13 protein-coding genes are annotated in these 13,429 nt (G+C 34.8%); 2 read left to right on the top strand and 11 right to left on the bottom strand.

Going from position 1 to position 13,429, the window contains the following annotated elements; all coding sequences use genetic code 11:
- Window positions 1-280: 280 nt before the first annotated feature.
- Window positions 281-2,251: an OmpA family protein gene (locus CF599_RS03720; protein ID WP_121964702.1), complete on the bottom strand. Its 1,971-nt coding sequence runs from the start codon at window positions 2,249-2,251 to the stop codon at window positions 281-283.
- Window positions 2,252-2,571: 320 nt separating this feature from the next.
- Between CF599_RS03720 and CF599_RS03715 the strand changes: the two genes are divergently transcribed.
- Window positions 2,572-3,318: a glutamine amidotransferase gene (locus CF599_RS03715; RefSeq protein ID WP_121964701.1), complete on the top strand. Its 747-nt coding sequence runs from the start codon at window positions 2,572-2,574 to the stop codon at window positions 3,316-3,318.
- 156 nt (window positions 3,319-3,474) lie between these two features.
- Here the strand turns inward: CF599_RS03715 and CF599_RS03710 are convergent, their stop codons facing one another.
- Window positions 3,475-4,221 carry a hypothetical protein gene (locus tag CF599_RS03710; RefSeq protein WP_121964700.1) on the bottom strand — a complete coding sequence of 249 codons (747 nt, stop codon included), beginning with the start codon at window positions 4,219-4,221 and terminating at the stop codon, window positions 3,475-3,477.
- A gap of 331 nt (window positions 4,222-4,552) precedes the next feature.
- Between CF599_RS03710 and CF599_RS03705 the strand changes: the two genes are divergently transcribed.
- The gene (locus CF599_RS03705) at window positions 4,553-5,800 is read left to right on the top strand and encodes an MFS transporter (protein WP_121964699.1); all 1,248 of its coding nucleotides are present in this window, start codon (window positions 4,553-4,555) and stop codon (window positions 5,798-5,800) included.
- Window positions 5,801-5,879: 79 nt separating this feature from the next.
- Here the strand turns inward: CF599_RS03705 and CF599_RS03700 are convergent, their stop codons facing one another.
- The 9 genes from CF599_RS03700 to CF599_RS03660 all read right to left on the bottom strand — a co-directional run bounded on the left by CF599_RS03700 (window position 5,880) and on the right by CF599_RS03660 (window position 13,429).
- Window positions 5,880-6,149 carry a SemiSWEET family transporter gene (locus tag CF599_RS03700; RefSeq protein ID WP_121964698.1) on the bottom strand — a complete coding sequence of 90 codons (270 nt, stop codon included), beginning with the start codon at window positions 6,147-6,149 and terminating at the stop codon, window positions 5,880-5,882.
- A 224-nt stretch (window positions 6,150-6,373) separates the two neighbouring features.
- A complete protein-coding gene (locus tag CF599_RS03695; protein ID WP_121964697.1) occupies window positions 6,374-6,910 on the bottom strand; it encodes a DUF4303 domain-containing protein in 537 nt (178 codons plus the stop codon).
- 15 nt (window positions 6,911-6,925) lie between these two features.
- Window positions 6,926-7,537: an SMI1/KNR4 family protein gene (locus CF599_RS03690; protein WP_121964754.1), complete on the bottom strand. Its 612-nt coding sequence runs from the start codon at window positions 7,535-7,537 to the stop codon at window positions 6,926-6,928.
- A gap of 57 nt (window positions 7,538-7,594) precedes the next feature.
- Window positions 7,595-8,272: a hypothetical protein gene (locus CF599_RS03685; RefSeq protein WP_121964696.1), complete on the bottom strand. Its 678-nt coding sequence runs from the start codon at window positions 8,270-8,272 to the stop codon at window positions 7,595-7,597.
- Window positions 8,273-8,388: 116 nt separating this feature from the next.
- Window positions 8,389-9,036, bottom strand: coding sequence for a DUF4240 domain-containing protein (locus CF599_RS03680; RefSeq protein WP_121964695.1), 648 nt, complete (start codon window positions 9,034-9,036; stop codon window positions 8,389-8,391).
- A gap of 77 nt (window positions 9,037-9,113) precedes the next feature.
- Complete coding sequence (locus tag CF599_RS03675; protein WP_121964694.1) at window positions 9,114-9,671, bottom strand: hypothetical protein; 558 nt, start codon at window positions 9,669-9,671, stop codon at window positions 9,114-9,116.
- 92 nt (window positions 9,672-9,763) lie between these two features.
- Window positions 9,764-11,053: a kynureninase gene (kynU, locus tag CF599_RS03670; RefSeq protein ID WP_121964693.1), complete on the bottom strand. Its 1,290-nt coding sequence runs from the start codon at window positions 11,051-11,053 to the stop codon at window positions 9,764-9,766.
- Between the two features lie 17 nt (window positions 11,054-11,070).
- Entirely contained in the window at window positions 11,071-12,228 is a 1,158-nt protein-coding gene (locus CF599_RS03665; protein ID WP_158221764.1) for a nitrate/nitrite transporter, read from the bottom strand.
- 256 nt (window positions 12,229-12,484) lie between these two features.
- Window positions 12,485-13,429: a hypothetical protein gene (locus CF599_RS03660; protein WP_121964691.1), complete on the bottom strand. Its 945-nt coding sequence runs from the start codon at window positions 13,427-13,429 to the stop codon at window positions 12,485-12,487.

The raw sequence follows: 13,429 nt of genomic DNA, 5'->3' as shown, positions 1-13,429 counted from the left end.
CATTAGGGGATTATTGTGCGAAAATCTCTCAACTTTGAGAGACTTTGCAAAGAGGGCACAACGAATATAAGGTACAGACGCAATATCTTGCGTGTCACCCAATACTTCACGCCCTCCAATGTAAGAAAATATCATTTGATGTTTTAGGTGTATGTAATCATCCCTACGATTGCGGATAATGATTGTGGTACGGTATGTACATATTGCCCGCAGGGCAAACAATTCTTAATTCTTAATTTATAATTCTTAATTAAAAAAAGAGGCTTTCGCCTCTTTTTTGTTACATTTCTGTTATGATAAATTCACTACGTCTGTTTAGTTGGTGGTCTACTTCGCTACACGGTACGCCGTTAGCACATCTGTTTTGAAGTTGAGATTCTCCATATCCTCTACCTGTTAATCTACTTGGTTCTATACCTTGTGAGATCATCCATTGGATAGTTGCTTTCACACGTCTATCAGATAATGCTAAGTTATAATTGTCATTACCTCTACTATCTGTATGTGAGCGTACATCTATCTTCATCGTTGGATATTCTCTCATTACCTCTACTACTTTCATTAATTCAATCGAAGCATCTGGACGGATAAATGATTTGTCAAAGTTAAAGTATATCGGTTGTAACTTCAGCTTCTTAAACAAGTCATCGTTTACCCCTACTGGTTCATACGATTTGTCTAATCCTATATTTACTTTCTTCTCCCCTGTTATATCAGCTAATGCGAAGACTAACTCTACAGTGCTGTATAATGGAGCTTCTCCTTTAATTCTATATTTGTGGTTACAGTCTAATACATCCGAGCTATACTGACCATTCTCATCTGTCTGTATTGTTTTTGACTTTTCGTATAAAGCATCAGAGATTACGATTGTTGCATTTGGAATACCTTTATTTGTTTTGATATCATATACTGTACCTGCGATATGCTGTAAACAAGCTTTTTCCATAAAGGTATAGATATCATCTCCACCTAATCCCTCTGGTCTATTCGAACTTACAAATCCCGAATTAGTATCTCTATTGATATATAAAGAGAAATCGTCAAATGGACTGTTAATCGGAGCACCTACATTAGTTACTTCTCCTATCCCTCCATTGCGGTCTATCTTAGCAGTGAAGATGTCTAATCCTCCTAATCCTGGATGCCCATCTGAAGCAAAGAATAAATAGTTATCCGATGATATAAATGGGAAAGTCTCTCTACCTGCTGTATTTACTTTTTTGCCGATATTCTCTACTCCTCCATATACGTGGTTAGGATAAAGCGCTACTCTGTAAATATCTGATTGTCCCTCGCTATCTTCTCTATCTGATGAGAAGTATAACCATCCATCATCAGCTGTCAATGCTGGGTGAGCTGTATTAAAATTGTCAGAGTTAATTGGCAATTCTCTTACGTCTGCCCAAGTACCATTAGCTTGCTTAGTAGCACTGAATATCTTTAATAATGAAGAGTTCTTCTTGTTGTTCTTACGCTTTCCTTTTAAACTAGAATTGTTACGGGTGAAGTACATCATTTTGCCATCTTTCGTAAAGACTGCTGTAGCGTCATTTACTTTAGAGCTCAACTCTGGTGCGTACACCACTGGTTCTCCCATCTTGCCATCAGCTGAGATAGTACTGCTGTATAAAGTAGTAAAACTCTCATTAGTCCACTCGTGTAATTTCTTACTTGACAACTTCGCTGACGGACGTGCAGAAGTAAAGATTAATTGATCTCCTATCACTGTTGCTCCATAATCAGAATATGGCGTATTAATAGATGTATGTTTTAATTCATAACGGCTATTCTTGTCTTCGATTCCCTTTAAGTAATCTTTATTTGCTATGTATAATTGTGATCTTGAATCTCCTTTCTCTAATGCAACGAATTGTTCCATTACTTTCTTAGACAGATCATATTGTTCTGATGCTTTTAGCGTCTGTGCATAGCGATAGTAGTACTCAGAAGGAATAGCTACCTTCCCTTTATCTTCATACTCCCCATTAAACAGTTCGCCATACCACTTGTTAGCATCTAATAGCTTTCCATTAAAATAGTACGAATCAGCCAACTTCATTAATATATCAGCATTGACATATCCTTTCTTAGCCATGCGTTCATAGATCTTAATCGCATCTATATACGCTAACTTTTCATATTCTTTGTCCGCTTTCTTCTCAGTTACACGCTGTGCCTGTACAGTAGTACTGCTTAGCGCTAATAAAACGATACTTAATAAACTTGTCTTTAGTAATTGTTTTCTCATACGTTAGATTGTGAATGTGGGGTTAATCACCTATTACCTAAAAGGTAATACAAAACTACATTAAGTATTATCAAATACACAATAAAACAAGACTTGGACTATCAATAATACTACTTATTCGCTATTTTATATTTTAATACACAACTATATCTAAATAGTAATCACTATTAAATCAATAAACACATTTATTTAATGATTTTTAACAAGTACAATAATCACTTTTAATTGAAAGGCATTGGACTAGGTGCTTTTAAACATTCTGGACTATAAGGCTACTGGGATAGACTTTTACCTTTGCCCAAAACAAAACAACGAACACAATGCATATACATATTGTAATACACGAGGAGTTTGAAGCACCGGGAGCTTATTTAGATTGGGTGATAATGAAAGGATACAGTGTCAGTATGACCAAATTATATGAGTACAATACACTGCCTACCTCAGCAGAACACATTGATTTATTAGTAGTATTAGGTGGTCCTCAAGACCCTATCACAACTGTAGAGGAATGTCCACACTTCAACGCTCAACTCGAAAAGGAATTAATTCTCAAATGTTTTAGAGCAAACAAAGCTATTATAGGGGTATGTCTAGGCGCTCAACTTATAGGAGAAGCGCTCTGCTCTGCCTTTAGTCACAGCCCTGAGAAAGAAATAGGTGTATGGCCGATACATCTAACTGAAGATGGAAAGAACAACCCCAAGTTTAAACACTTCGGCGATACACTGGATGTAGGCCATTGGCATAATGATATGCCTGGGCTTACTCCTAATGCTTCTGTTATAGCAGCTAGTGCAGGTTGTCCAAGACAGATTATAGAATACACACCGCTGGTATACGGATTTCAATGTCATCTGGAGTTTACTCCTGAAGTTATTGAGTTGCTAATCGCTAATGATCTTGATAATATAGAGGGGAATAGCCATAGACCTTATGTACAGTCTGTCGCCGAATTAAGAAACAATGATTATAAGGTGATGAACAAGGCGCTGTTTACGTTCTTAGATTGTTTGGTTGAGGAAATAATGGTTGACAGTGATCGGCAGTTTTTAAGGAGTATTTAAAAGATTATTCTATTTATGAGAGAGGATGTGGATTGGGGCTACTGTGTGGAGGCGCAAAATATTGCCTCTACATTCCTGTTCCCATTTTTCTATTTCCCTCTGCTGTAGGCACCATTCTTAATTCCTAATTTTAAATTCTTAATTGGAGCGCAGCGACTACCCGTCTAAGTGCATCTCCACGCATTCTTTGTTCTCAAGTACTAAGTCGATAATATGATCCAAGATTATCTGATCTCCCATAGATATCGTTGCTTCCATTTGTTCTGGACTGTGATAATGTATAGATACACTGTAGATATCTAACGTATCATACCAATCTGATCTAACCTTGGTTCTAAGAAATGGCATATATTGATTCTTCTCGCTATTATAGAAGTCTATAATCGGCTTGCGTACGCTAGCTAACCAATTCATATATTCACGTATCAATAACTTATCTGCATCTGTAAGTGCAATAGAAGATTTGATTTCATATCTATTCCCTGCACAGTATTTATTAAAGATAACTACTTTCTTTGCATTTAAGCTGTACACATAAGTAGTCCCCTCTGTAAGGATAAAGTCATCTACAGTCAACTTAGCTAAAACCTTTATTTGTTTAAGCTTTCTGATATCTTTTAATCCGAAAGTATCTCCGTGTGTTTTTGCCTTTTGACTAAATATAAATAATTTGCTCTTTACAGTTGAATTATCTATCTCGAGTAAAATATCATATGCTGACTGCCACCATTCTAACAAAGCATAGATATGTGACTGCATGACAAGATTTTTATTTGTTTGCTCTAATTCTTGTAATTCATAAAGTAAATCAAATAGATCATCTGCAATTTCTTTAGTATTGTACGCCTCTCTAAACTGTTTAGAAAGTGCATTATATCTTTTATTATATGTAGTAAAACTCATTCTATAATATAACTAGCTTTTAGTGGGTAATTATCCTTTTCATCTATATGTCAACCCTCTATTACAACAAAAAAACAATCCATACTAAGGATAATAGTTTTAAATAAGAGTGCCTTAACACTAATCAAAGATAAAGAAAAGAATAATCGATTATCTTTGCCAATTGCTTTTTTAGTGAATAATAAAATTATGATTATAAAGAACCCTAGTGTTTACAACACTTTACGGAATAAATAATTTTAACAAATATCAATTAATATTATCACTTAAAGTATTAAATCATCTTCTGAACAGATATTAATCTTATCAGAAACTTATTAAGCAACATTATATGACCCAAATAAACAACCAAGCATTCACTGGCTATGAGAAGTTCGTAATCTTTATCTTAGCTATTACACAATTTACCGTTATTCTAGACTTTATGGTTATGGCTCCCTTAGGAGACTTATTGCTAAAGAGCCTTTCGATGACCACGAAGGACTTTGGGATAGCTGTATCCGCTTATGCCTTTAGTGCAGGAGCAGCAGGATTACTAACGGCAGGGTTTGCTGATAAATATGACCGTAAGAAACTATTGTTATTCTTCTATATCGGTTTTATAATTGGCACATTGTTCTGTGGATTAGCGAACTCATACGTAACATTAGTGCTAGCCCGTATATTCACAGGTCTATTCGGTGGTGTGATAGGTTCTATCTCTATGGCTATTATCACAGATATCTTCTCTCTCAAGCAAAGAGGACGAGTAATGGGATTTGTGCAAATGGGGTTTGGAGCAAGCCAAGTATTAGGTATCCCTATAGGGCTATATATCGCTAACAAATGGTATTGGGAAGCGCCATTCTTTATGATTGTAGGCTTATCAGTAATCATCGCTATCGCAATAGGACTATACTTAAAACCTGTAAACGAACACTTAAAAAATACGCATCTTCAAAAAAAACCTATTGCTCACTTATGGCATACTGTTAAGAATAAGGATTACCGCATCGGATTTATGTCTATCACGATGTTATCTGTAGGAGGATTTATGATGATGCCATTCGGAACAATATTTGCAGTCAATAATCTAGGAGTACATCCTGATCAACTACCTATTATGTTTATGATATCAGGGGTAGCTTCACTAACATTAATGCCGTTTATAGGTCGTCTAAGTGATAGAATGAGCAAGTTTAAGCTATTTGCCTTTGCTTCTATCTGGTTAATGACAGTATGTGTGGTATATACTAATCTATTTCACATTCCATTCTGGCTAGTAATCGCGATTAATATCTTAATGATGATTGGTATTATGAGTCGTATGGTACCCTCTTCTGCCTTAAACAGTGCAGTACCTGATAGCCCTGACAGAGGAGCTTATATGAGTATCACTTCTTCTCTACAACAGATATCAGGAGGTATAGCTGCTGCCATAGCTGGTATGATCGTTTATCAAGAACACGAGAATAGTCCACTGATCAACTATGATATCGTTGCTTATGTATTAGTTGGAGTCTCTATAGTAAGTATTATCTTAATGAGTAGAGTCAATAAATTAGTTCAAAAGAGGTATGTAGTAGTGGAGAATGATTAATAAATAGAAATATAAAAGGGAAATACACATAACTGTATTTCCCTTTTACATTATCTCTATTTCCTGTTCTCTACTTTCCTTATACTAATGCTGTAATACAAGCAAACAATCCAAATAACACGCCTGGAGCATTCGCTAAAGCAATAGGCCAATCTTTCTTCTTAACCCCATACATCACCCATAAGGTACAGTTAATAGCTGCTACTAGAGGTTGGATATAATCACTCTTGTTACCGTTTAGATTACCTATGATTTGCGGGATATAAGATACATACATCGCGATAGCCATTACTGTAGCTACAATGCCTAATATTCTAATAAATTTAGTGTCTTGTGTTGCTTGTGCCATAGTAAATGTGTTTTAGTATATATCCTCAAATCTGCAACTACCATTTACTGCGAATAAACTGTACTTTACATAGCTTTAATTAGCTCTAAAACCACACTACAGTGTGCTTTAATCACTAATCTTGCTCTGTGTTGTACAATTCATTCTCGTTTAAACGTTATCTGCAGATTTAAGGAATATCACAATTTACAAAAAACAAACAGAACACACTAACTAACAGCCGTTTATTCTACTGAACTAATTACTAATCGTTCTTGGGCTAATAAACGCTCTTCATCTTCTTCATCAGCATCTACTTCTGTCACCAATGTCCAAACACTAGGTGTCGTCTTAAGATAACGAGCTAATAGATCCTCTCTTTCTATCCTCACCATTATTCTTCTTAGACAAGTAAGAAAGCCTGTAGAATAACTATCAAATAATAGGGTGTCATCTATACTATCCATTATTCTGAAGTATTCATCCTCTATAGGGCTGTATAGTTCTTCCCATAGTACATTAATCTCAGGGATATATTCTTCTACCTCTACATACGTCCAATCAGGAGGATAATAGCCCCTAGCCTTATTCATCTCGTCTGTATCAAAACTCAGCAATATATGCCCATAGAAAGAATGGCAGTTATAGGCGAATGAACAGAACTGTTCTTCTTTTAACGTTGAATCAGCGATTAGCTTTATAGACTTCTTTGTCAATAAATATACTGTTTCTTCAAATTGATACTTCTTTTCAAAAGCACTCCAACTAAGCGTTTCTGCCATTGTTTTATCTATTTATTAATATCTCCATTTATTGACTATATCCTTTCCTATTAAATCTATCACAATATCCTCTGTCCAATGGTCTACCTCTTTCTGATCAATATCGCCAAACAGGTCTGTCTGTGCTAGTACTAAACAGCATTTAAGATAATCCTCAAAGTCAAGGAAGAACTTCGTTATATAAGGTCGAGTATCGTGATCAAAGTAATAAATCTCCTTGGTATCCTTGTGAAAACAGAACATATTACCATTACCTAAATAATTGCTAAAGGTTATCAAATATGGCAATACCGCAAGATCTTCTTCCGTAAAGTTTGGTCCATATTGTGGATCAGGTGCCCATATTTCTTCTAGATATTCTATCTCTTTTAGTTCAATAAGTTCTTCTCCTATACCTGCTACCCCAAACACAAGATAGAACTGCTTTAGAGAAAGAGGTAAAGTAGTTTCTAGCCTTTTTTCTAGTTCTTCTATCTCTTGTTTTGTACAAGGTACAGCACTTGATTTGCTCCAATTATAAGCTAAAGATTCTATGATTAACCTTGTATTTACTTCCCATTGTGGATCACCTATATGACTAAAAGGGATGATAACATCTTCTTTTTTATTTACTTCTATATATTCCATATTTAAATACATTAACATTAAACAACTTAATACTTCTATATAAAGTGATACTTTATATTAAAAATACCAACTCCACTCTTGTCCTTTGCTTAAAAACTGGTTGATTAAATATAAGAATACGGCTTCTTCACTGCGATATTCGACTAAGTACTTGTTCCAAGTATTGCTACTTAGTTCCACCTTATTTTTCTCACTATCCTGATACTCCCAAGCACCGAAAATATTCTTTTTAAACGAGGCTGATTCTCTACCCGATTTATAGTTATACGTTCCTAATATATCTTTACCGATCGTTCTTTTGATTCCTCTAGATTTGTCTTCGTATACTTTATTCCCAAAAAAGTCGGTACTATACTCTACTTTATTTCCTCTGTTATCTTCAATAATCGTTTTGCCTAAGACGTCTATTTTATAACCTGCTTCATAGCCTAATACATTCTTAAATCTAGCAACGTGATCAACTAAGAACATCTTTCTTTTATCCTCTTGATCTAGTAGTTCGGGATACTCTTTCTCGACATATTCTTTTGAGTATTCTACTTTATTACCTCTATTATCAGAAAAGACAAGGCCTCCAAAGAAGCTCTTCTCTAGTTTAGCCGAATAACCATAATGATAATAGGTCAGATTATTCTTATAATCCACATCTATCTTCTGTGCCTTAATAGAACCTGCAGTAAGTAAAGCAGTAGATAATAAAAAAGTGCTAAATAGTGTTTTAAAAGGTTGTGTCATATGTAGTGTTCTTTTATAAAACTAGGTTAAGGTAATAAATACTTGGCTTTAGTGCAAAAAAAAAGTTTAAGGAATAATCCTTAAACTTTCTTATTATTTATCTAGTAAGACACATACTATTCTTCAACGTCCGAACGAACGTCACAAATCTCCTCTACTAATTCAGGATACAGCTTTTGTAACTCTGTACCTCCTTTTACTTCTCTATTCATCTTTACTTCTACATCGTCATATCCTACTACATTAGGATACCCTTCATAGATAATATCTCTGATTTCTTCAGACTCCTCTACTCCATTCATCTCTTCATTAGCAAGATCTGCTACATATAATAGCTCCTCACCATCACAGTCACCGATATCAAAGCTATATTCTCCGTTAACGAATGCCTGAATATCTTTCGTTATTGCGTCTACAAAGTCTTTACCTTTTAATAAAATCCAACATCTAAAGTATATAAATGCATCATCTGATATAGAATCGTCAAAGTCTATCACTCCCTCTTCTACTTCAAACTCGTTATTTATAATGATGTACAACTCAGCCATTTCTGCTGTATACAGTTTATACAATTGTTGTTGCATAACTTTCTCGAAAACAACTAAATGATCTTTATCTGTCTTGCTTAAAGTATCGATCATTTGATCAATATGTTCGTCTTGGTCATAATCTTCCCAATCACAATCTTTCTGTTCGTTAGACTCCTCTATTACTTTCCAAAAAAAGTTATCTTGTTCTTGTTGTGTTGCTTTGATAATACTCATATCTCTGTATTTTAAAGGTTCTTCTTTGATTCAATAAAATTATACATTATATTCTAGATACGCTGTCCTTTTTAAAGTTATTTATTAGGAAACCACTCCTTGTCAAAGGATTTCTTCTGAAATATTATATTTCCTATGTCAACATTGAATATTCCTTTGTCTTTTGATTTGTAGGTATAGTTATCATACGCCATACAACAAGATATTAGCACCTCCATATTCGCATCATCATTAGCTGTAATGGTATAGTTATCCCCTGCGAACCAAGACACCGCTTGCTTATCCCACCAAGCGATCTGCTTTCCATTTTCAAATACAGAACACTTTCTACCTCTATGTGGGTAGATATCATATACTCTATTTTGATATGTACACTGATAATGTGTCTGCCAATACGACTTCATCTCTAAAACAGCTTCCTTCCCTTGGCTATCTGTCAGCACATAAGTAGGATAGATAAAAAAGAACTTCTTCTTTACTTTAAAAGCTTGTTGTCGGGTTTGTTCTGAGAACAAGTGCATCTCAGCGAAGAGTTTAAATATCTTTTGTTCTCCGTAGTACTTCTTTTCTCTATTTACATAAATATCATATTTACTTCCGATAGAGATTTTTTGTTGATTGATATCAATAATCATTTAATGTAGTCTTCTAATTACAGAGTAAAGCTAAGGTATAAATCTGAAAAAGGCATCTAATTATATAAATTAAATGCCTTTTATACTCTTTTTTAGATAACTATCGCTCTTTCATTGCTAAAGTCATTCCATTCTTTATTCTTTCCGATTAATTCTAACGTTTCTATTAAGTGATAAACCTCTTCATAAGAATTATAAAGGGCTATCGGTGCTAATCGAATCACATTAGGCTCTCTAAAATCAGGAATAACATTGTGTTTCTTTAATGCTAGACAGATACGATAAGCTTCTTCGTGTACTAAAGCAATATGTCCTCCACGCTTAGCATCCTCTGTTCCGTTACTATAAGAATAGTTATAATCTTTTAGGCGAGTATCGATAAGATACATCATATATGCGGTAAGATTAAGTGATTTAGCTCTTACATTCTCCATCCCTGCCTCTTCATAGATATTTAATACCCCTTCTAAAGGTGCCATAGAGAACATATTAGGTGTTCCTGTCTGATAAGCTGTAATATCTAAGGCTTGATCGAACTGATGTTTTAACTGAAACTGTGTCTCATCTTTATTACCAAACCATCCTGACAGACCTACTTGCTTATCGAAGTGCTTCTTATTAACATAGATACCTGCTGTAGCCCCTGGTCCTGCTGATAAATACTTATAGTTACACCATATAGCAAAATCAGGCTGAATAGCCTCAAAGTTATGCGCTACAGCTCCTATAGAGTGACATAAGTCAAATCCGATATAAATACCTCGCTTATGTGCTTCTTTAGTTAGGCGCTCCATATCTAGAAGTTGTGAACTGCGGTATAATACAGAAGGCAATAAGATAACTGCCACATCTTCTGTCATCGCTGCTATAATAGCGTCTTCATCTATAAACACACCATTATTACTATTCACTACTTTTACTACCTCGTCTACTTTCATCCCTTTTAATAAGACTTGACTATCTATAGCATATCTATCTGTAGGGAAGTTTAGATCATCTACTAATATCTTATAGCGCTCCTTAGTCGGTCTCCAAAATGTAGCGATCGCTTGGTGAATATTCAGTGTCGTGTTAGCCGTAATCATTACTTCATTTTCTCCTGCATTGATTAATTTCCCTACGCGATTACCTAAGTTCTTACCATAGTTAAAGTAATGTCCGTTATCTACATTCCATATTAAGATTCCCTCTTTTTTCCATACATCCATTACTTTTAATAATGCCTTCTCAGCATCTATAGACGCTAACCCTAATGAGTTACCATCCATATAGACTTTATTATCTGTTAGTGGAAAGAATCGACTTCTATACTTGCCAAGGACATCTTGTTGATCTAAAGCTCTTGCTTGTTCTATACCTGGTTGAAAATCTTTATTTGCCATATCTCTGTTTTTTTTAATTATATATCTTGTTTTTCTATTTTTGTAAATGGTGTTAATAATAATGCTGCTACTAATGCTAATGCTGTTAAGAATAACAATGCTACTCCCCAACTTCCAAAAGACACTATACTGGATACTATAGGAATTCCAATAAGTGCACCTATATAGTAGAATAAGTAGATTACTGCAAAGCTATCCTCTAGTTGATTCTGTTCTTTTATTACTTTAGGAACTGCTGAAACGATACACGTCGAGGCAAAACTAATACACGTAGTAAGTAATACAACCTGAATAACAACTGCTAAACCAAGTAATCTATCTGCCATAAAACAGGCTAATGCCATAAATAAGAAAGAATAAACACCTATAAGAATAGGTCTCTTAGTCTTCTCTATCAAAAAACCAATGAAAATACCCGCGGGAATACCTGCTAATCCAAACAGGATAGCATTTAGACTTGATTCTTCTAAAGACAATTTGTTTACTTCCTTAAATAAAGTCGGATAACTATCTAGAAATGTAAAGAGGATAAAACTCAATATCGCCATCGCTAATGCCAATTTAAGCACTGTTCCATTCTTTAATGTAGCCAATAAGGAAGGTTGGCTGGCTGTTATTGTTTCACTTTCACTTGCATCATCAAATAACAGGGCATAAAAGACAGCTATTACAGCAGATACTATCGCTAGATACAAGTATATATTAGATAGTCCATATCGCTCATACAGCACAGGCAATACGTAAATCACTATCGCGTAGCCCAATGCGGAGAAAGTAACAAATATCCCAACTGCTAGTCCATGTCCTTTTTCTTTAAACCAATGTGTCAAGAGCATCATACTACTGACCATTATAAACGAGAAAGACACCCCCTCTATAATACGCGCGATCAACATCAAGGGAAAAGAATGACTATAATAACCTAGTAGATTGCCTATAAACAGTGCTATCATTACTAGTATACTGACTTTCTTCGCTCCGAAACGCTTGACTAAGCTTCCTCCCGGCAATGCTAAAAACACAGGTGCAAACGCAAAAACTGATACATAAATAGAGACTTCTAAAGGTGTAAGACCTAAAGTGCTAATAAAAGCCTCTCTAATCGCTGTAGGCGATATCTTCATTTGGCTAATAGACAAAACTATTGCTCCTATATATAGCACTGTAAATTTCATCCTTTTAGACCCCTTCATTACTTGCCTTTTTTAATAAATTAAATATCCATTTCTCTCTTATCCATTTGGATTAGTTTAAAATAACAACTTAATTTTTTATTATATAAGTCCATTTTTGTCTATTAAAGACAGAAATAATGCTAAGATTGTCGATTAGCACAAAATACTTACTTAAAATGCTATTTAGTATCTATATTTAGTCCACTGAGCAAAATAGAGGCACAAAAAAAGAGCAACTAATTGCTCTTTTTCTTATCTAAGATTGTAATAATTCTCTTTGTTTATTTAAATAGGCAGTCTTCTCCATTTCGCCTGATTGACTAATCAGTGTTGAGGTGCGTTTGATGACTTGTAACCTATGTGTCTGTGCTTGATTAAACGCTCTGTCAAAAGATAGCAGTGTATTGGGGTAATTTAAGTCTAAGACAGTTGCTTCTAGCCCATCTGATACTAAACAAGTATGTGATAGCTCTATTGCCAAATGGGAGATATACAAGTCTAATTTCTTTCCTTTATACTCCCCTGTACTCCCGATATCACTGATTAAGCCTAATATTTCGACTATCTCAGCTATTAGTACATTCTTATTTTCTAAAGACAACATATCCGTTTTATAGAAGTACTCTATGTCATATAGTATCCCTGTTAATAGTTCTGGCCCTAGATAAAGGACTATATTAAAGTACTGTATCGCTTTCCAATAAGCACCCTGAACCTTCTTCAGTCGAGGTGATAGTTCTATCTGATCGAAACCTTTGGGATTACCCACACCTTGATTAAGCTGTAACTTCATTAAGCGCAGTTTCATTAAACCTGTTGAACCAAAATAAAGTAGCTCTGGCAACTCTTTACTCACCATTAGCATGGAATGCTTACTTTTAGATTCAAACCCTTCTAAAACGTTTAATTCTGCTTCTAGCTTCTTTACATAGCCATCTACTAAGTTCTCCTCCTTTATTACACGCAGATTACAAGTTACCTTATCTCCTCCTTCTCGAATAACTAAAGAAGTTAGGTTTATATTTAATGCCTTAGAGATATTAACTACTTCTGACAAGGTAAACTCTACCTCACATCTTATCCTTCTATAACAAGCTTCTTTACTCAGATGTACTAGATCAGAGAGGAAGTCTACTAGCTTTACTCCATCAGGAAGTTGTTCAGAGATGATATTGATAAAATGTTTTTGGTATGAACTCAT

Origin of the sequence: Myroides sp. N17-2 (assembly GCF_002286775.1) — a bacterium.
Taxonomy (GTDB): Bacteria; Bacteroidota; Bacteroidia; order Flavobacteriales; family Flavobacteriaceae; genus Flavobacterium.
Note: the sequence above shows the minus strand (reverse complement) of the source record. Positions and strands in the feature narration are given on the sequence as shown.

Bases quoted from the DNA above. Each gene is read 5' to 3' on its own strand.
- CF599_RS03720 (WP_121964702.1), bottom strand. From the start codon at position 2,251: ATGAGAAAACAATTACTAAAGACAAGTTTATTAAGTATCGTTTTATTA.
- kynU (WP_121964693.1), bottom strand. From the start codon at position 11,053: ATGGCAAATAAAGATTTTCAACCAGGTATAGAACAAGCAAGAGCTTTA.
- CF599_RS03660 (WP_121964691.1), bottom strand. From the start codon at position 13,429: ATGAGTTCATACCAAAAACATTTTATCAATATCATCTCTGAACAACTT.
- CF599_RS03675 (WP_121964694.1), bottom strand. From the start codon at position 9,671: ATGATTATTGATATCAATCAACAAAAAATCTCTATCGGAAGTAAATAT.
- CF599_RS03710 (WP_121964700.1), bottom strand. From the start codon at position 4,221: ATGAGTTTTACTACATATAATAAAAGATATAATGCACTTTCTAAACAG.
- CF599_RS03665 (WP_158221764.1), bottom strand. From the start codon at position 12,228: ATGAAATTTACAGTGCTATATATAGGAGCAATAGTTTTGTCTATTAGC.
- CF599_RS03705 (WP_121964699.1), top strand. From the start codon at position 4,553: ATGACCCAAATAAACAACCAAGCATTCACTGGCTATGAGAAGTTCGTA.
- CF599_RS03695 (WP_121964697.1), bottom strand. From the start codon at position 6,910: ATGGCAGAAACGCTTAGTTGGAGTGCTTTTGAAAAGAAGTATCAATTT.
- CF599_RS03680 (WP_121964695.1), bottom strand. From the start codon at position 9,036: ATGAGTATTATCAAAGCAACACAACAAGAACAAGATAACTTTTTTTGG.
- CF599_RS03685 (WP_121964696.1), bottom strand. From the start codon at position 8,272: ATGACACAACCTTTTAAAACACTATTTAGCACTTTTTTATTATCTACT.
- CF599_RS03715 (WP_121964701.1), top strand. From the start codon at position 2,572: ATGCATATACATATTGTAATACACGAGGAGTTTGAAGCACCGGGAGCT.
- CF599_RS03690 (WP_121964754.1), bottom strand. From the start codon at position 7,537: ATGGAATATATAGAAGTAAATAAAAAAGAAGATGTTATCATCCCTTTT.
- CF599_RS03700 (WP_121964698.1), bottom strand. From the start codon at position 6,149: ATGGCACAAGCAACACAAGACACTAAATTTATTAGAATATTAGGCATT.